This is a genomic window from Microbulbifer maximicatervae (SeqCode) (assembly GCF_056231245.1).
On record NZ_CP174334.1, the window covers coordinates 3,331,003 to 3,348,331 of the forward strand.

General features: G+C 41.7%; 19 protein-coding genes. 15 read left to right on the plus strand and 4 right to left on the minus strand.

From position 1 onward, the window contains the following. The first annotated feature begins 91 nt into the window (after window positions 1-91). From ACJJIS_RS14490 to ACJJIS_RS14545, 12 genes are all read left to right on the plus strand, one after another. A complete protein-coding gene (locus ACJJIS_RS14490) occupies window positions 92-781 on the plus strand; it encodes an HNH endonuclease (RefSeq protein ID WP_475708400.1) in 690 nt (229 codons plus the stop codon). 69 nt (window positions 782-850) lie between these two features. After that, entirely contained in the window at window positions 851-1,117 is a 267-nt protein-coding gene (locus ACJJIS_RS14495; RefSeq protein WP_444895972.1) for a toxin-antitoxin system YwqK family antitoxin, read from the plus strand. 88 nt (window positions 1,118-1,205) lie between these two features. After that, complete coding sequence (locus ACJJIS_RS14500; RefSeq protein ID WP_475708401.1) at window positions 1,206-2,033, plus strand: TIR domain-containing protein; 828 nt, start codon at window positions 1,206-1,208, stop codon at window positions 2,031-2,033. Between the two features lie 286 nt (window positions 2,034-2,319). After that, complete coding sequence (locus ACJJIS_RS14505) at window positions 2,320-3,162, plus strand: hypothetical protein (RefSeq protein ID WP_475708402.1); 843 nt, start codon at window positions 2,320-2,322, stop codon at window positions 3,160-3,162. A 703-nt stretch (window positions 3,163-3,865) separates the two neighbouring features. After that, window positions 3,866-4,396, plus strand: a complete 531-nt coding sequence (locus tag ACJJIS_RS14510; protein ID WP_475708403.1) for an AAA family ATPase — start codon at window positions 3,866-3,868, stop codon at window positions 4,394-4,396. A 105-nt stretch (window positions 4,397-4,501) separates the two neighbouring features. Then, complete coding sequence (locus ACJJIS_RS14515; protein WP_475708404.1) at window positions 4,502-4,951, plus strand: ABZJ_00895 family protein; 450 nt, start codon at window positions 4,502-4,504, stop codon at window positions 4,949-4,951. An 80-nt stretch (window positions 4,952-5,031) separates the two neighbouring features. Next, complete coding sequence (locus ACJJIS_RS14520; protein WP_475708405.1) at window positions 5,032-5,268, plus strand: hypothetical protein; 237 nt, start codon at window positions 5,032-5,034, stop codon at window positions 5,266-5,268. A 1,281-nt stretch (window positions 5,269-6,549) separates the two neighbouring features. Beyond that, window positions 6,550-7,149: a thiamine biosynthesis protein ThiC gene (locus ACJJIS_RS14525; protein ID WP_475708406.1), complete on the plus strand. Its 600-nt coding sequence runs from the start codon at window positions 6,550-6,552 to the stop codon at window positions 7,147-7,149. Between the two features lie 94 nt (window positions 7,150-7,243). Next, window positions 7,244-7,555 carry a hypothetical protein gene (locus ACJJIS_RS14530; protein WP_475708407.1) on the plus strand — a complete coding sequence of 104 codons (312 nt, stop codon included), beginning with the start codon at window positions 7,244-7,246 and terminating at the stop codon, window positions 7,553-7,555. A gap of 312 nt (window positions 7,556-7,867) precedes the next feature. After that, complete coding sequence (locus ACJJIS_RS14535) at window positions 7,868-8,338, plus strand: hypothetical protein (RefSeq protein WP_475708408.1); 471 nt, start codon at window positions 7,868-7,870, stop codon at window positions 8,336-8,338. Between the two features lie 144 nt (window positions 8,339-8,482). Then, window positions 8,483-9,340: an AraC family ligand binding domain-containing protein gene (locus ACJJIS_RS14540; protein ID WP_445360049.1), complete on the plus strand. Its 858-nt coding sequence runs from the start codon at window positions 8,483-8,485 to the stop codon at window positions 9,338-9,340. Window positions 9,341-9,431: 91 nt separating this feature from the next. Next, complete coding sequence (locus ACJJIS_RS14545; protein WP_444905903.1) at window positions 9,432-10,061, plus strand: LysE family translocator; 630 nt, start codon at window positions 9,432-9,434, stop codon at window positions 10,059-10,061. A gap of 14 nt (window positions 10,062-10,075) precedes the next feature. Here the strand turns inward: ACJJIS_RS14545 and ACJJIS_RS14550 are convergent, their stop codons facing one another. The 3 genes from ACJJIS_RS14550 to ACJJIS_RS14560 form a co-directional block, all read right to left on the minus strand. Continuing rightward, window positions 10,076-11,320, minus strand: coding sequence for a cation:proton antiporter (locus ACJJIS_RS14550; RefSeq protein WP_475708409.1), 1,245 nt, complete (start codon window positions 11,318-11,320; stop codon window positions 10,076-10,078). A gap of 50 nt (window positions 11,321-11,370) precedes the next feature. Next, a complete protein-coding gene (locus tag ACJJIS_RS14555) occupies window positions 11,371-12,345 on the minus strand; it encodes a hypothetical protein (RefSeq protein WP_475708410.1) in 975 nt (324 codons plus the stop codon). A gap of 479 nt (window positions 12,346-12,824) precedes the next feature. Next, complete coding sequence (locus tag ACJJIS_RS14560) at window positions 12,825-14,081, minus strand: hypothetical protein (protein WP_444915982.1); 1,257 nt, start codon at window positions 14,079-14,081, stop codon at window positions 12,825-12,827. 345 nt (window positions 14,082-14,426) lie between these two features. Here ACJJIS_RS14560 and ACJJIS_RS14565 point away from each other — a divergent pair, with 345 nt between their 5' ends. The 3 genes from ACJJIS_RS14565 (at window position 14,427) to ACJJIS_RS14575 (ending at window position 16,435) form a co-directional block, all read left to right on the plus strand. Then, window positions 14,427-14,882, plus strand: a complete 456-nt coding sequence (locus ACJJIS_RS14565; RefSeq protein WP_444905907.1) for a Cif family virulence factor — start codon at window positions 14,427-14,429, stop codon at window positions 14,880-14,882. Between the two features lie 154 nt (window positions 14,883-15,036). Beyond that, entirely contained in the window at window positions 15,037-16,128 is a 1,092-nt protein-coding gene (locus tag ACJJIS_RS14570; protein WP_444932632.1) for a PA0069 family radical SAM protein, read from the plus strand. Further along, entirely contained in the window at window positions 16,103-16,435 is a 333-nt protein-coding gene (locus ACJJIS_RS14575; RefSeq protein WP_444905908.1) for a GIY-YIG nuclease family protein, read from the plus strand. The genes ACJJIS_RS14570 and ACJJIS_RS14575 overlap by 26 nt, the downstream gene beginning before the upstream one ends. A 19-nt stretch (window positions 16,436-16,454) precedes the next feature. On the opposite strand, the gene tmpT is transcribed toward ACJJIS_RS14575, so the two are convergent. After that, window positions 16,455-17,093 (minus strand): thiopurine S-methyltransferase, encoded by a 639-nt coding sequence (gene tmpT / locus ACJJIS_RS14580; RefSeq protein ID WP_444932631.1) that lies wholly within the window; start codon window positions 17,091-17,093, stop codon window positions 16,455-16,457. Between the last annotated feature and the right edge of the window lie 236 nt (window positions 17,094-17,329).

Here is a 17,329-nt window from a genome sequence, read left to right on the forward strand (position 1 = left end):
AATTATGCGAGAAATATCTTCGCATAATTTCAAGCTCCATTCCGTGCCGACTTAGCACGGCGCTAGCAATAAAAGGGAAGCTCCAGGCACTATGGGAATGCCAAGATATTTGAGTAAAAAATATGATGTATTCTTTAGCTCTTTCTTCACTAGCAAGACCAATGCCCTCGACGGCATGTGCTGGGCTCTACTGGCTGGCTCGGAGTTTAGGCAGTTCTGGGAGCTTTACGATAAGGGGGTCAAACATGAAAAATTACTTCAAGATATCCTCAAGCATAGATTCAGGTTTGATGAGGTTCGGATTCACATTAAGGATAAAGGAAGTGAAGACAATCTCGCCAAAGTAAAGTACCTAAAATATATGGGCTTAGAAAAGAAACAAGGGAATTGGGTCCCAATTAAGTTGAGTGTCAATGTTTCACGTTTTATGCTTGATAAGATTGTTGCTTGCGATAATGAAAAGGAAAGAAGAGATAGAAAGGCTATAGAGCTGAGAGATAAAATATTGGTCGTTCAAAATAGAGTCTATGCATCTAGAACATTCCCACCAAAATTAAAGCAAATTATTTTTGAAAGAGATAATTACTCTTGCCAGATATGCTGCAGAAACAGAGAGATACTAATTGGTGTGGGGCTTCATTTAGAGTGCGATCATATCGAAGCCTGGGAAGATGGAGGTGAAACAACCTATAAGAATGGGCAGACCATATGCTCTGAATGCAACAAAGGAAAACACCATGCCAAATCATATCTACTTTCAAAAGAAGAGATTACGCAGTGAGTTGCTAACAAACGCGTCAATCAGGACACTCGCAAGCTCGCGCCTATTACGCGCGCGTTATAAATCCGAATGAATAAAATTTCTGCAGCCGAGTTAGAAAGAATTGATAGTAAAGAGTGCCACAATGGCGCTCCGTTTACTGGTATTGCAGAAGCATTTTATGAAGATGGCACTCGATACTATAGGTATCAGTATGAAAATGGAGTGCAGCATGGCGAAACGATTAAATGGCACTCGGATGGCTCTTTTAGCCATATGTTAATAATGGCAAATGGAGAAACAGTAAAAATAGTTTTTCCTCATGAGCTAACTAAAGAAGAAATTGATAATTTATAACAAACCAAGGCAAAATCGCCCTTCAGGCTGGACGCGCTAAAGTGCGCCTTTGTTTGGGGCGTTAGCCTCACAACACATCGGAGATAAAGTGTTTTATCACGTAAGAATTAAGCCCAAATCAGATAAGAAATATGGTGAGAATAAGACTGATCTTACTCGGGAGCAGCTAATTGCACGATATGTTGAGCCTTATGAGCAAGGTAAGGCAATCTTGATAAATGGAAAAACTGTTGAGCCTGATGATATAGAGAGAATTAGAATTTCTCGAAGTGAAAGAACAATTGAGTCTTATGTTCCAGCTATACGAGCCGAAGCAATGAATTCGTCTGTAGCAGTTATCGGCGGCCCTTCGTATACACATACAGCAGTAAGTCGAGCAGATGATGTTACGGATGACTTTATTGAAGGCCCGCCAGGTTACAAAAGGGATTTGCTATCAAAAACTGATACTGCAGTTAAAAAGCCACTTGATAAAAGCAAGGTTTTTATTGTCCATGGCCATGATGAAGCCGCACAAACAAAGGCTGCCAGGTTTGTAGAGAAGTTAGGCCTAGAGGCCATAATTCTTCACGAAAAAGCCAGCTCTGGAAGAACTATCATCGAAAAAATCGAACATTATTCCGATGTGGGCTTCGCCATAATTCTGTATACCCCGGACGACCTTGGTAATGTCAAAAGCAAATCAGAAGAATTAAATGGTAGAGCTCGGCAGAACGTTGTATTTGAACATGGATATCTCATAGGTAAGTTAGGCAGAGAAAACGTTGCAGCATTAGTTGAAGCACCAATTGAGCTACCTAATGATATTAGCGGGGTTGTCTATATCAATATTGATGAGGCATCAGCGTGGCATCTTCAGCTTGCAAAAGAGATGAAGCAGTCCGGCTACGAAATTGATATGAACGACCTGATATAAAGGCTAACAAAGCCAGCCAGAGGGAACAAAAAACCGCCGCTTCGCTCTGGTTTTTCGTCCCCTGCTGGCGGCGTTAAATGCCTTCGCATCCATCACCTAAGGAGCACAAATGACTAGCGTCTTATTTATCTTAAATTTTGCTTGTATGGTAATTTGCTTTACTATAGCACGGCAAAGAAATTTGAATCGTATATTATGGGTAGTTATGGGTGGTTTTTTTGGGTCCCTTGCTATTCCTTTCGCTTTGTTTTCCAAACCGAAACAAAGTATTGAGGAATAATCGATAATGCCGTCATATCAGAGACAAAAAATTGGATTTGTTCGGCAGGTTCTTTTGATTGCCTTAGCGTTTCTTGTGGGCTGTTCCGACTTTAACCCTGTTGAAGAGCAATCGCCTGTAAAAGACGAATTCGTTGTCTTGGTCGAAGATCAACGAGTTTTATATAAGCAGGGAATGAGAGAGCAAGCATTGCTTATCCAAAGTGTTTTAGATGCTCAAGTTGAGCACATTGAAAAAGTACATGGCAAACCATTCGTTAATCCCCCCATTGTCCACCTGTGTGACACAAGGGAATGCTTTGCAAAGTACACAGGAATCAATAGTGGCATACTGGCTGCGGTCAGTTCAAATGGCTTGTTTTTAAAATCATACGTAATAACTAATGGAAACTATTCAAGCTGGTTAGCCCATGAGCTTTCTCATTTACACCTTCGCCAGCAAATCTCAACCTTTAAGGCAAGTTTTATACCTCAATGGTATCAGGAAGGCCTTGCCACATTCGCCTCTAGTGGTGGCGGCGCCAATAAAGTAAGCCGCGAGAAATCGATAGAATATTTTGAACAAGGCAAGCATTTTATCGCAAATGAAAAAGCCTCTCTTTTTAGTCAAGCGTGGGCATTAAACTATACGGTTTCTACAAATGACTGGCCTAAACCTTGGTATCAACAGCACATGAATTATCGCCAAGCTTCGGTGTTTTACGAATATCTACATCCTAATGGTGGTGTGGAGTTGCTTCGAGCCATTGAACGTGGTGAAAAGTTCTATGAAGCATTCACCACTATTTATGGCAAATCACCACAGGCAGAACTCGAATTGTATAAAACTGACATTTCATCCAATGAATAGCAATCAAGTATTTAACAAAGCCAAGCACCCAAATTCGCTACCGCTCGCTCGGTGTTGGTGGCGTTATGATTCCAGTAAGGTTATACGGAAATAGATAAGGCCTACCTAGAAAAGCTGATAGCCCCTCTGAAAGCGACAGCTGGATTGAAAGTGTCTGGATAATTCTTGGCTCTAGAAAATATAGGGATATAAGTATCTGACAATGAAGGCGTGATTTGTGAAAGATTTATATCTCATTTTAATCACTTGATCAGCTCAGGAATGATATTAAACTCAGGCGGTAGCAAATCACTAGATAGTTTTGGGGTAGGTATCGAGCTTAATCGGCATTTAACATATTGGGATTGTTCCGAACAAAGATAATCTCGTTCCAGATTTACTGGACCGCCTATCCATGGGCGATTCGCACGGGCAAGAGCTGCTGAAGGAATCAATAGGAGAAATTCAGATCGCAGCGCCTTCATTAAAATCAAAAGATAATGAGCGCTAGAAAAAGAAGGGAAGATTTCCGAAGGCAAAGAGAAGCTGTTTACCCAGTTTTCCATAGACGCGGAGTTAACTGCGCCATAACAACGCAAAGCAGCCGATGTCTTACCTCATGCATTTTTTTGCACAGTTGCTGCGCTCCCCTTTTTATACAAAAAGCACTCAAACTATGCTGTCTTGATTGCCGTATTAGAAAACAATTGGAATAAAATAGAATATGAAAATTGCTATATCAGGTTCGCACTGCACAGGAAAGACAACTACTTTAGACGATCTCGGTGATTCGCTTGATAACTTTGAAATTATAGAGGAGCCATACATTCTGCTTCAAGAGAAGGGGCATGAATTCAGCGACCCACCAAGTGAAGATGATTTTGTAGCTCAGCTAGACTACTCCATTGAATTGATAACAAGTAGTCAGAGCAATAGACTGTTTGAACGTTGCCCATTAGATTTCTACGCTTATATAAATACTATAAATAATAACTCGGTATCACTAGAAGAATACCGCGAACAAATTCTAGAAGCGATGGAGCTAATCGACATTGTCATTTTTGTCCCGGTGGAAAACCCTGATAGAATAAGATGTCCTGAATCGGAAAATCCAGAACTGAGAAAAGAAGTCGATATTCAACTTCAAGATCTAATATATGAACTTGAAGATTCTAGTGGCTTTCGAGTTATTGAGATTAGGGGAAATCCCAAAGAAAGAATCGAGCAAATTACATCATTTTTAGACTCAATCTGAATTTTTCTAACAGGTCGTTCCTGCTGACCCAAATCCGCCGCCGCTTCGCGTCCCTGGATTCGGTCAGCTGAACTTAGCGTTAGATTGAAGACAAAGAGGTCCAGTATGGGAAATCAAGTCAAGCTAGGTAAATATGCTGTTCGTTTTGCAGTTATCTATTTGTTATTGTTGGTAGTCATGGCAATAGTGTTGAGCATTCTTGAAATTGACTCAAATTCAGGCGCAACAATGGGAGCACTCATGGGTTCGGCTATGGCGACAGCAATAAAATTTGTTCAGGATAATAAGCGTCCACCAACTAAATCAGAGAAGAATAGACTTGCCTTAATATCGCTACTAGCATCTTGGATAGTATCATTGTTACTGATTAGCATATTACTTTTGGCGGGTAGCCAGGGAGCTGAAATACTAGAATCTATAAAATCAGCAAATCTAATGATCATCATCGCTATAGTTGTAGTACTATCACTTATTTACTTTCTCGCCCTATCATTTTCCTATGGTTACTTAGTAAAAAAACAGTATGAAGCAATGCTTAAGCAAGGAAAAATCTAATAAGTCAATCAATGTCACCTTATCGCTGGACCGCAATAGCATGGCTTCGCCATATTGAGGCATTATGACGCATACGCACTATGAGAGATAAATCCGGTGGTACAACCCTGGCTATAGCAGGCTTCTTGCTATGCATACTAACTGTCATAGATTCAATTGATGGTAGCTTTACTTATGTAAGTAAAATGAATGGTATCATCGAAATCACACTCACCCATGGTGCTCTAAATTTCTTTTTTAGTCTTTTTGTTCAGATTTTCATTAGTTTGGCTGTGGCTGCACTCGGCTTAGGTATCTACTTTAAACCCAATTTTTAGCCTCATAATAAAGCCATTAACCACCGCTCGTATGTGGGCTGGCCGGACACTGCATTGCTTCAGCTGTGCTTTATCGCTACGCCAGCAGAACTAAACTAACTCCGTTCCCAACGGTTATAGGTGCTCATGAGGTTACTCATCATCTTATTACTATCCTTACCTGAAATATGTATCGCAGACACTAAGGTTATGTTTTCTTGTGAGCCCATTGAAGGTGAGACGAGCTTCCGGGTAAAAGGTTACTTTTATGAAACAGCCCAAGGCGACAATATCGGTATGGCTCATAGCTATGCCATATTTGGAGAGTTCGAAGCTGTAGAAGGTTGTCGCGCCCCTTGGTATGAGAAGTTCCCACTTAGTGGATCAACAAGTGTTAAATTCATGCTCCACTGGCGAGAATACATGCCACATTGCATGCAGAGATTCATGATCCCTCAGGTTTCCACTACCGGCCACATGTGGGTTTCTAGAAAAGGGGAGATGAATACAAAAAGCAGAACTATCCGGGCCAATTGTCATGTCAGTAAAATTACGGAGTAAGGATCTAAAAACTTACGGTCGATCAGGTACTGCTGTCGGAAGAATTAAAGGGGAAAAGGTGTTTGCCCCTGATGGACGTTATGTCGAAACTATTGTAAATGATCGCCTCATTTTTCGTTCGACTCATAGTGCATCTATATACAGCCCTTTCGTATCAGTAAATCGTTCTGGCCCAACTGCTTGGGATGATGAGCCAACCATACCAGATTAAACATTAATTTATAAGGCGAGTGCAACCACCTATTTCTTACTTGTTATTTTCATAGCTTTAGTTGCTTCAATTATCAAAGTCTGACAGAAAGGCTAAACATATAACAGGCAGCAACCGGAACAGAATAACCGTTCAAAAAACATACGGGCTAGACGAGCCATGCTTCACTTCGAGCTCTCTTTTGCAGATCTTTAGGCGCAGATAGTTACGCTAATACCATTCACATACCCATTTAACAATATGATAATAAAATGAAGAAATTGCTCTTTTTTACAATCGCTTCTTTTTCACAACTATTTTGCTAAGCTATGATGCGACCTCAATCGCGAGGTCCGATCCTAAAAAAGTAGACTTTGACACATACAATCTAAAAATTTTCGTTGGGGACGCTTGCTTTCCTATAACCCGATATAAATATATAGTTAGGTTCGAGAAAGCCGCATATCCCAATATTTCGATATAAAATAAATAAGGCCAACCCCTATCTTTAGAAGCAAGATCCATATATAGAAAATACAAGGCATCTAACTATGAAGTTCACCAATGCGCGAAATATCCAAATCATAGCTTTTCTGCTGTTGGCGCTAGTAGTTACACAGGCACTCTTTACCATGCTGTATGTTGCAGAGATTAACCCCTCACGGCAACTTTTCTGGGGGCTGGAGGGTTTGCTATTTACCATTCTTTCAGCTTTTGCTGGAGCGGCCATGGTGCAGACTAAAAACCACCATGTAGGGTGGTCCGCTATTGCATTCAGCTCTGTATTCAATGTGGTGCAAGTTAGCATTGGCGCCACTATGTTTATGCCATTTCGGGAGGTCGCTAGCCAATTAGAGGCGCTTGGAGCTGCAGCGGGGGCCGTTGTGGCTTTTTCATTTATGATCTATTACGCGGCGAAATTTTTGCTGGGCTTTGCTGCTCTTATTTTTGGAGTTGCCAAAATGAATGGGAGCTCCAAAGTGCTGGGAGGTTTGACTGCCTCAGTTGGCGTTATTGCAATGTTTGCTAATGCTATTTCGATTACGTTTGGACGTGATTCGTATTTACCCTCATCTGTTGCTGGAGCATCGGGTGTTCTTGCAACCTTACTCTTGGCGATTTGTCTTTTGACTATTGCCCGAGAGGACTAATATACGAAATTCAATCTAACAATCAAGTCAAGCGTGACTTCACAACAGATTGCTCGGCCGCCCATTTAAGACGTTATAGAAAGAGACCTTTATAGTGGATGAACTAATATATAGTAGAGAAGAGATCCTGTCGGTTCTTAGAGATATCAATGAATTCGTGGTCTCACTGGATCAAATGAATAAAGTACACCACGATTTTGGTGAAGAGGCATGGAAGGACGAAATTATTGATTACTTTCAGAGTGCAAGAGTAAGTGATAGGCTAGCGCAAGTACGCTCGATGCTTTCAAAACCGTTTCCGAGTGAGATTGGACCCGATGACATGGATGAGCTGGAGAGAGAAAAGCAGAGGGTACAGTATTGGACTTTTAAGGAGTACCTGGCAAAGAAAAATAGCAAAGGGTAGCGTAGATTCGACTACACTCCCCCGGCAAAGAACAACTCACCCTACTTTTCAGAAGCCGCTTATCTAAAGTATTAAATTTCGGCAAGGTATTTGGCTGTTAATATATATAAGAAAATCATTCCCAGCCGATCATAGGCTTTCCTAAGGAGCCATCTACAAAAAAGAAGGACATGCTCGTAATGATATTCTCAAGTAGCATCGTTACACTTTACAAGACTAGTCAACGCCACCTACTATGAGGGTTGGATCTCCATTCTTGGGCTTCGAAGGCTTAAATTAAAAATTTGCCTCTTCACGGAGCTCAAAATTATTGTGTTAAACGACATGAATAAAATCCGAAGAAAAACCCTAACCAAAATTACTTTAATTATTTTCCTAACAGGCATAGCCTTCTATATGTCAATTGTATTTAGGCAGAATAAACCTGTAAGTTACATTAGGAAAAATCAATTTCGAGCTTTCCCAACAGATAACTTATTAGTAGATGAACTAAAATTATTTGGGCGAGATGAATTGCCAGTCTTTATTTATATTTCCTCTGCTACAGGTGATCCTGTGGTACTGGAAGCTTCTGTTAAATATGATGACTCCGAGTATTATAGATTGATCAGATACAGATCAGGAGTTTATTCAAATGGGAAGAAATATGCCTTCGTTGAGGAGGGTAAAGGTGGTTGGTTTTCTTTGGACGGAACAATGGTTTCAAATCCTGGCTGGTACACGGGTAGGATAAAACCAGTGAGCTATGAAGTAAGAATGGGCAATTTATATTTCGTAAGGTAAATGCTTACCAAACAAAGGCACTCGACATCAAAAGTACCACTTCGAACCTCTCCACTATTCAATTGTTACACACCCATCTGTAACTTTGCCTTACCACCCTTTCTTTCTGTAAAGTAATGGTTATTTATCATACGAGGGTTATCAGTGCGAAAGGAATTCTCTAAGGCTTGGCGAAGTCCGAGTCATTGCGGCATAGAGCTTTTTCACGCCTACTTCCATAAGTTTTCCTTTGCCAAGCATTGGCATGATGAACTCGCTATTGGAATCTTCCTTTCTGGCGTAGAAAAGCTCGATTATCGCGGTGAAACAGTGACTATTCCTCAGGGAACCCTTGCTGCGCTTAATCCAGGGGAGATTCATACCGGTTTTTCCGGAAGTGACTCCGGTTGGTACTATCGTATGTTTTACTTTGACACGGCGCTCATTGAGGAAACCCTCAGAGAGCACACTCAATTCAACCAAACACCAGTACCATTTTTGAAAGGGCCACTATTAGATGATCCTGAGCTTTTTCAGCTCCTTTACAAGCTACATAGCAGTCTTGAAATGAACGCTTTATCCCTTTCAACAGACTCTCTACTCACGCTGGCGATTAGCCAGCTCTTTGCACGTCACGGCGACCAAAAGATCTACCCGAAGGCATTGTCTAACAAACAGGGAGTCTTGAAGGCCCGTGCTTATTTACAGGAAAACTGGCAAAGAAATGTGACACTGGATGAGTTGTGCCAATTAACTGGCATGAGTCGATATCAGCTAATTCGTAGTTTTAATGCCCAGTTTGGCGTTCCTCCACATCAATTCCTAATCCTCCTAAAAACCCAAAGGGCCCGCGCATTATTTCGTACGGGAGCCCAGGTGGCTGAGGTGGCTATCGACTGTGGGTTTTTTGATCAGAGCCACTTGAGTCGAAATTTCAAGCGTGCATTCGGTATCACACCTGCTCGCTACTTGAAGTCTGCACAGCGCAATTTTGTACAAGAACCTTCCTTCTACTCTCTCTAAGCTCACCTATCTCTGGGAAAACAAAGCGCACCGTTAAACGGTGTGAACCATTTCTCATAGCGATATCTCTTCTACGACATGAGTAATATATATGAGCTTAGAATTTCTATTAGCCTGGCTGGCAGTAATGTTCCCACTAATTTTTAGCCCGGGACCTGCCAATATCACCTTTGCAGCAGCCGGAGCCAGCTTGGGTATTCGTCGCTCCTTACCTTTACTGGCAGGCATAGACATTGTATTTCTAATGAAGGCTTTATTAGTTGGCTTCGGATTTATGAGCTGGCTAATTCACTACCCTATGGTAATGACCTTCTTACAGTGGACTGGTGCCATCTACTTAATTTACCTTGCTTACGTTTTTATAAAGCCTAATAAAGAGCCTGGAAAAACTGCCACCAAATCGGTAAGTATTTGGCAGGGAATGCTGATTCAAAGTATGAATATTAAAGCTTGGATGATAGTAATTACTATGTTCTCTGTGTTCGCACCAAAGCAAGAGGAGAGCAATGAAAGCAGTGTTATCACCTTGATTATTATGATCACCATACTCAACTTTGTGACACATTTCTCATGGATCGCTTTTGGTCGGACCTTATCGAAAGCACTTATCAACGATAAAAATAGAAATCTGCAAAACAAGCTTTTTGCACTCAGCCTGCTTCTTGTCGCTGTGTGGTTAATTGCTGATAACCCAACCGCTATTAGCCTAAAGGCTGTATGACTTGGAACCTTAACTCAAAGGTTTAATTTATGAATCAAGCGGCCACTGGTAGTCCCCTGTACCAACAAGGAGAAAAGGACCACGCCAAATACCATAGATTGAATTGTCCACCAATAGGGCAATTCAACTGGAAGAGAAAGCACCAGAGCGACCGCAATAACCCCTCGCAGCCCGCCCCAACTCATTAATAGACGCCAGGATTTCGGTATCGGGGGGCCAACAAAGCGAGTCAGAGGTGCCACTAAGAATACAGATAATGCTCTAGCTCCTAAAGCAGCTGCTGTAGCAATAACCATCGCCAGCCATTGGTGGGTAAACATCTCAAAAGTAATCACCAATCCCATAATCACAAAAATAATACCGGTAAAAAACAGCCCCATCCACTCCCAGGTTGGACCCGCATGAATTAAATAGGTGCTATTTTGCTTGCTTAAGCACGCTCGAGCAACAATTGCACATATCATTACCGAAATGATACCTGACACATGAAAAATACTTTCCGCCAAATAGAAGCTACCAAATGCAGCGATTACTAAAGTCATTAAAGCCGCACTGGGAGATCGCAGAAACAATATGACAAGAGTGGTTATCAAGCCAAAAATAAGCCCAATCGCAACACCACCGAAAAATACCATGCAAAAATATAGTGTCACTGAAGTCGCGTCCAACGAAGGGGCTGCAGCCCCCATCGATGAGCTTTCAACGATACCATAGGTAGCTAGCCCTAATACTAACGAATAGAGAACTACAGCTGCAGCATCATTGAAGAGGCTCTCTCCATCCACCAAGGTTAAGAGATCTTCTCCCGTTTTTTCCTGACGCAACTTATTAACTACAGAAACAGGGTCAGTAGCCGCTAAAATAGCCCCGGTTAGCATGGCCGCTACCCAAGGAAAACCCTCCGGATGACCAATGCCGTAATAAGTAATTGCTGCAATAAGAACTGCACAAATAACCAAACCGAGTGTAGAGAATAACAGTACAGGTCCAATCCAGCGCTTTAAGACTTTGGGTTCCAGCTGCCAGGCGGACTCAAAAATAAATACCGGTAAAATAACAAAGAATACCAGCTCTCTGATACTGGTTGCACGCAAACCTGTATCATAGTCAATTATGGGAAGTAGCAAAGCCGCCAGCACTCCTGCGACAAGGCAGCCAAGTGTATTATCAATACGTAAGATCCTTGCAATGCCCAGTCCAATAACTGCAGCGGCAGCGAGATATAACCCCTGCCCTACAACAGTGACTATATCATTCACCTGTCAACTCCCATTGCCAGTGCATTCGCACTTCGAATACAGACACACTCTCATTGAACACACTCATCTACAAGTAGAGACTTTACAAGTTTTAAGTATGACTCCACATACAAATGTGCACTCTCATGGCTAGTTAAGGGCTCACAATATCCAAATACAAAAATGGTATTTCTACAGGTGGTATACGTAATAACTATTAGCAGGTGGGTAACGTGGACTTGTACGACAATGCCTGACTCAATTTCAAAGTATTTAAGCCCACTAGTTAATCGCTGCATATTACAGGTATTAGAAACACAAATACCAACAGGGAAAACAGTGACTTCTGGGAATGTAGGTATACATTGCGCAGCAAAAACGGCAACAGCTTCAGGGGATATCAATTTAAGTGTTGAGTATCCTTTTCTTCCTATAATGGGTACCGCTTGCTTTACTTTCCATTTACTACAGTTATTGGATTTCCGCACATTAAATAAATCGACATCCTTGAATCCAGACAAATTAAAATACTCACCCGTACTTTTTCTTAGTAGTTTAGGTTCTTGGCCAATATCGTCTCCCTCCCTCTCCTGAAACCTGTCTAGATCGCAAAAAAGTACCAATCTTGACTGGCCATCCAATGCAGTATGATTGCTAACAATGATGACCCACTCAACTTCATCATTCACGTTAACTTGCAAGGTAATCCCATAGGCGCAATTTTCTAAGTCAACAAATTGATTTTGCTGCCAAAGGTATTCAATCTCATATTCTAATGATTTATTTAAATGCTTTATGATTAGAGGTACTTTTTCAAATTCAACATCACAAATGCAAGAAGCCTTGGTGCCCTTCTTGGCCCTCGCCCGAAGCATTGGGTGTCTTCTATGGATAAAGGTAAAACCTCTGCAAAATTGCTCGAAAGTAACAGAATCGCGGAGGCGAACACACGATATTAGCTGAGTTCCATCGTAAGACTCATTAGTCAATTCAATAAATAGAGCTTCTTGGGACCCCAACTCACGTGAGAGTGGCTCTTTCTCCATGCAGGCCTCACATTTGCTAATGGGTACATTACATGTAATACAAGAAGCATTATCCTCAGTATAGGAAAATAGTTAGAAACTGTTTGTTGATATTGGCTATTGATACAGAGAGCAGATCACTAAGACAGTCAGCACAATCACAATCTAGTTAACAATCGATTGATTCCTTCGTCTATACAGATAAAATATTAAAAAACATTGCTAATGGATAGATATCTTATTATTCCTCACTTAAATAGAATTCAACTAACCTTCGTATGAATATCGATTATTAATAACCTCTACAAGAATTTCTTTCCACCAAATCGTCATCACCACTATGGAGAAAATCATCGCAACCGAGTAAGAAATAGCAAATGCGCCTAGCAATCTATGTATTTAAATTGATATCTTAACCAACACAACACAAGAATAATTCAATCTTCCCTTGAAATCCTCACATAAAAACAAGAAAGCATTCTAGAAACCCTGTATAAAAACTAATGAATTAGACCACCAATAATATCCATATACCGCTTTATATACAGAAGAACACTATTTCGACTCAAAAGTGGTTCACAGTAACCAAATACAAAAACCGAATTCTTATTGGTTGTATATGAAATGACCGTCAATGGGTTTAGCCCATTAGTTTGGGTCACCATTCCTTTTTCAATATCAAAAAATTTCATCCTTCCACCTAATTTACTTAAACTTCCTACATTAGATACGCAAATACCGGCAAAGAAGGATTCTGAGCCAGAGATTGTCTCTCTTGCCATAGCTTCCACCTCAGCAACAGTGTATGCAGACACAATTTTTTTTGCCATCGGACGTTGTTTAGTTAGTACCGTGTATATTTGGGACTGTAAATTTTCAGCAAAATCTATGATATCAACCGATGTAGGGTCTTCAGGAATAGATAACTGAGTAGTTTGCGAAAACGAACCAATATGCTCTAATGGGATCGGGGGGGTACATAAGCCTCTTCCATCTAAAGCTAAAATAATCTCCTCTCCCTTTTTATAGGTTGGTAGGACTACTGAAGCAATGGAAGCAATTGCACAAAGAATTGCGGTTAACTTTACTCCTCGGTCTTTACCTATTTTTGCTAGCTGATGGAGATCTTCAGGACACAATAGTCTCGCTATTGCACCAGCCTGCCGTTTACTTGCCGGTGCAACCTTCTCAACAGGCCAGTTTAATTTTTGATCATCCGCATCATGAAATATATGTTTTTCACCTACATATCCAGCGACTTCTAAATTTTTAGCGATGCTTTCCCCAAGAGGTAGCGTTTCATTGTCTCTAAAGGGTTTATTTTTTTGTACTAACTGATCCAACTGCAAGAACAGAGTCATAATAGAACGACCATCCATAATCGCATGAATATTATTGACAATAACCCACTGCACTAAACCTTCATGATTGCAAAATATGCTTAGACAATATGCATATCTATCACTGTCTATATATTTTTTGGCCTGGTTTGAGTACTCTCCCTCAAAATCCATTTCCTTATCTAGCCGGTACACATCTATAGGTATTTCGGAAAAATTCACATCACAAACCCACCGATATTTATTATCTTTCTCGACGCGGGCTCGCAAGAGGGGATGATACTGGTGTAGTATTTTAAGGCCAGAACGTAGCGTATCAATTGCTAGAGGCTCACAAACTCGAATAAAAGAAATAAGTTGCAAGCCCCCTTTTGACTGCCTAGACAGCTCTACATGAAGAGCTTCTTGGCGTCCCATCTCCCGAGAGGGTATCTCCGATTTCATGGTTGAAGCTACCGTACCTATTAGGCATTCATACCAATTATAGAAAATAATAAAACCACATATAAATCAAACAATTACGACATAAAAAGTGAAGTGACACACTATCTCGTAGCTATGCACACCTAGCGGCTTTGTAGATAAGCTCACTTTCAGTTGATATCATAATGACAGCTTTGAATCTGCTCACTAATGACAGCACTAAATATTCAAGCGAGTTGGCATGGGTATTTTCAATATACAAAATAGAATTAAATATTAACTCAGGGTCACCGGCTAGACAATCAAAGCTTTTAATTGAAATTAGACAAGGATAGAAATATGACAAATAATATGGAAATACAACAAGTTATCGATGAATTATATAGTGGAATCTCTGGCCCTTCAGGTTTTCAACGCGACTGGGAAAGACAGGCATCATTATTTTCCCCTGATGCGAAAATGATTCGCACATTTGTGGATAGCAATGGCAAGCCCCAGTCTACGATCCTCAGCGTCCAAGAATATCCAGAAAATTTTGAAAATCTAATTGCAGATCGCCCTTTCTATGAAGCTGAAATACACAACATTATCGAGCAATTTGGAAATATTGCTCACGTCTTCAGTATTTATGAGGCCTGGAGCGATAAGGAGAAAACCCAATTCCTAAAAAGAGGGATAAATAGTATCCAGCTATTGAACGATGGCGAATCCTGGAAGGTAGTGCATATGATTTGGGATGACGAAAGACCCGGGCTGACAATGGAATCGAAATATAACCCCGCAGTCACTGCCTAAACAGTATCTAAGAGCACAATTAGACCCTAAGAGGCATTGCCTCTTAGGGAAACCAAATCCAGACTTATTTTCCTCTCCAGGTAAATCCGCTAAGGCTTGCAATCCTCCAAAATTAAGGCGTAAACTGTACATTAATACAGTTATCGCTAAAAAAATGTCAGATCATCCTTCCACTAAAGCGCCATCCCCATGCAAGGGCCGAGGAACCGCTTCTAACCTCCCAGGGCGCTTTGCTGAACTTTCCAGCTCCCGTGAAACTGATGGCTGGCAAGTGGAGCCTGATCAGCCGGTGAGACTAATAACCTCATCCATTGAGGAAAAGGCGAAAACTATTATCTCGACTAATCAATCTCCAGATATCCCTTTCTCCCAATCGATAAACCCCTACAGGGGATGTGAGCATGGTTGCATCTATTGTTATGCCCGCCCAGCCCATGCCTATATGGATTTATCACCAGGGCTCGATTTCGAGACCAAGATTTTCTACAAGCCAAATGCTGCTGAGCTTTTAGAGAAAGCGCTACGAAAGAAGAGCTACCAGTGCAGTCCCATCGCTCTGGGAGCCAATACCGATCCCTATCAACCTCTGGAACGAGAGAAAGAGATAACCCGTAGTTTACTGGAGCTTATGCAGGAGTTTCGCCAGCCGGTAACCATTGTCACCAAAAGCCAGCTAATCTTGCGGGACCTCCCACTGCTGGCAGAAATGGCACAAGATAACTTGGCCCAAGTCGCCATTAGTGTGACCACGCTAGATAATGCCCTTAAGCGTAAGCTTGAGCCAAGGACCGCTAGCCCTGCTGCTCGTCTGCGAACAATTGAACAGCTGAGTACAGCGGGCATTCCTACCGCAGTACTCGCTGCGCCTATGATCCCCGCTCTCAATGACTGTGAGCTGGAGTCGATTCTTGCAGCTGCACGGGAATCAGGGGCTGTAAGAGCCGCATATATCCTATTACGCCTCCCCTATGAAGTTGCCCCTCTATTTCGGGAATGGTTAGAGGTACACTACCCAGAAAGGGCAAAGCATGTCATGAGCCTGGTGCAGCAAAGCCGTGCAGGTAAGGATTATCAAAGTGAATTTTCCCAAAGGCGAACTGGCACAGGCATATTTGCTCAACTACTCCAAAGACGCTTTCAAGTGGCAATGAAAAAGCTGGGCTTGGATCATCGGCGCCTTACCTTGGATTGCTCCCAGTTCAAGCCGCCGCCTCGCACTAATGAGCAGCAGGATTTATTTTCTTGAATCTATGGGCCATATAAAAAAGAAGGAAGAGCTGAGGGTGAATTGGTTTCTCTATCTTGTTCGAACGGCCAGAGGAACACTCTATACCGGTATAACCAATGATTTGGAGAGGCGTTTTTCTGAGCACTGTAGTGATGGCCCAAAGGCGGCAAAAGCACTACGAGGTAAGGGGCCCCTTACGCTCGTGTTCTCTGTGGGGCTACCCGATAAATCAACCGCCTTGAAAATGGAGATAGCCATTAAGAAGTGGCCAAAATCAAAAAAGGAAAAACTAATACTTGGCTCTCATTCCCTGCCAGAAATTTAGCTTGTTGAGAAAGCCATTATCACTTTGGTGTTAACAACCATGCCTCTTCTCTTGCAGGAACCTTGCCTTTAAGTCCACCAACAACGTCTCTTGTCGCCAATACTTGTAGGCTATAATCGGCATCATAATATTCATAAATCAAACGGCTCCCAACAGAAAAAGGTGGGCCAGGCATCTGGGTTTGTTCATACTCGAAGGATACGAGGAGTTGCGGTGCGACTTGGGTGATAGCCATTAAGTGTCTGACATATTGCTCACGAATATCTGAGGGGAGGGCTACCAGTGCAGCCCGATCATAAATCGCTACAACCGGCCCCAACTCCTCTCTACCCAAATCGAATATATTGCCAACAAAAATATCGATGTTGGCAGCAGAGTAGCACTTCAGATTACCAACCTGGCTTACCTGTGGGATTACTGCCATTTCACTGAAGAGCTGCTTCACGGCCTCCTCATTGAGTTCACAGCCAACGACTGAGATATTCTGTTCTAATAACCAAGCAATATCTTTCGTTTTGCCACATAGCGGCAAGAAAATCCGATCACCCGGAGACAGAGAGAGACTGGAAAAGAATTCTGTCAACAACGAATTGCCGGCCGCCTCGTGAAAGCCAATATCATTTCTTTTCCACTTATCATGCCAAAATTCTTCCTTCACAACTGGCTCCTACAATCCAAGGTAAAAAAATAGATAAGAAACGAATTACATCAATGAAGAAGTGTTCTGTAGTATTCCATTTCGATACTACTTTCAGACTCATAGGGTTCAGTAAACGCCAAAGCCGCAACAAATACCATTGCTGTAGATAGCAATATACGTTTTACCATTGAACTACACCTCTATTCAATCTTACTGAACCCCTTACAACCCTTCCCCTCAAGCACTCAGATTAA

What these genes read in the sequence shown, in the direction of transcription:
- ACJJIS_RS14505 (WP_475708402.1), top strand. Translation starts at nt 2,320, where the DNA reads ATGCCGTCATATCAGAGACAAAAAATTGGATTTGTTCGGCAGGTTCTT.
- ACJJIS_RS14510 (WP_475708403.1), top strand. Translation starts at nt 3,866, where the DNA reads ATGAAAATTGCTATATCAGGTTCGCACTGCACAGGAAAGACAACTACT.
- ACJJIS_RS14545 (WP_444905903.1), top strand. Translation starts at nt 9,432, where the DNA reads ATGAGCTTAGAATTTCTATTAGCCTGGCTGGCAGTAATGTTCCCACTA.
- ACJJIS_RS14575 (WP_444905908.1), top strand. Translation starts at nt 16,103, where the DNA reads ATGAGCAGCAGGATTTATTTTCTTGAATCTATGGGCCATATAAAAAAG.
- ACJJIS_RS14520 (WP_475708405.1), top strand. Translation starts at nt 5,032, where the DNA reads ATGAGAGATAAATCCGGTGGTACAACCCTGGCTATAGCAGGCTTCTTG.
- ACJJIS_RS14565 (WP_444905907.1), top strand. Translation starts at nt 14,427, where the DNA reads ATGACAAATAATATGGAAATACAACAAGTTATCGATGAATTATATAGT.
- ACJJIS_RS14495 (WP_444895972.1), top strand. Translation starts at nt 851, where the DNA reads ATGAATAAAATTTCTGCAGCCGAGTTAGAAAGAATTGATAGTAAAGAG.
- ACJJIS_RS14490 (WP_475708400.1), top strand. Translation starts at nt 92, where the DNA reads ATGGGAATGCCAAGATATTTGAGTAAAAAATATGATGTATTCTTTAGC.
- ACJJIS_RS14525 (WP_475708406.1), top strand. Translation starts at nt 6,550, where the DNA reads ATGAAGTTCACCAATGCGCGAAATATCCAAATCATAGCTTTTCTGCTG.
- ACJJIS_RS14570 (WP_444932632.1), top strand. Translation starts at nt 15,037, where the DNA reads ATGTCAGATCATCCTTCCACTAAAGCGCCATCCCCATGCAAGGGCCGA.
- ACJJIS_RS14560 (WP_444915982.1), bottom strand. Translation starts at nt 14,081, where the DNA reads ATGGGACGCCAAGAAGCTCTTCATGTAGAGCTGTCTAGGCAGTCAAAA.
- ACJJIS_RS14555 (WP_475708410.1), bottom strand. Translation starts at nt 12,345, where the DNA reads ATGGAGAAAGAGCCACTCTCACGTGAGTTGGGGTCCCAAGAAGCTCTA.
- ACJJIS_RS14515 (WP_475708404.1), top strand. Translation starts at nt 4,502, where the DNA reads ATGGGAAATCAAGTCAAGCTAGGTAAATATGCTGTTCGTTTTGCAGTT.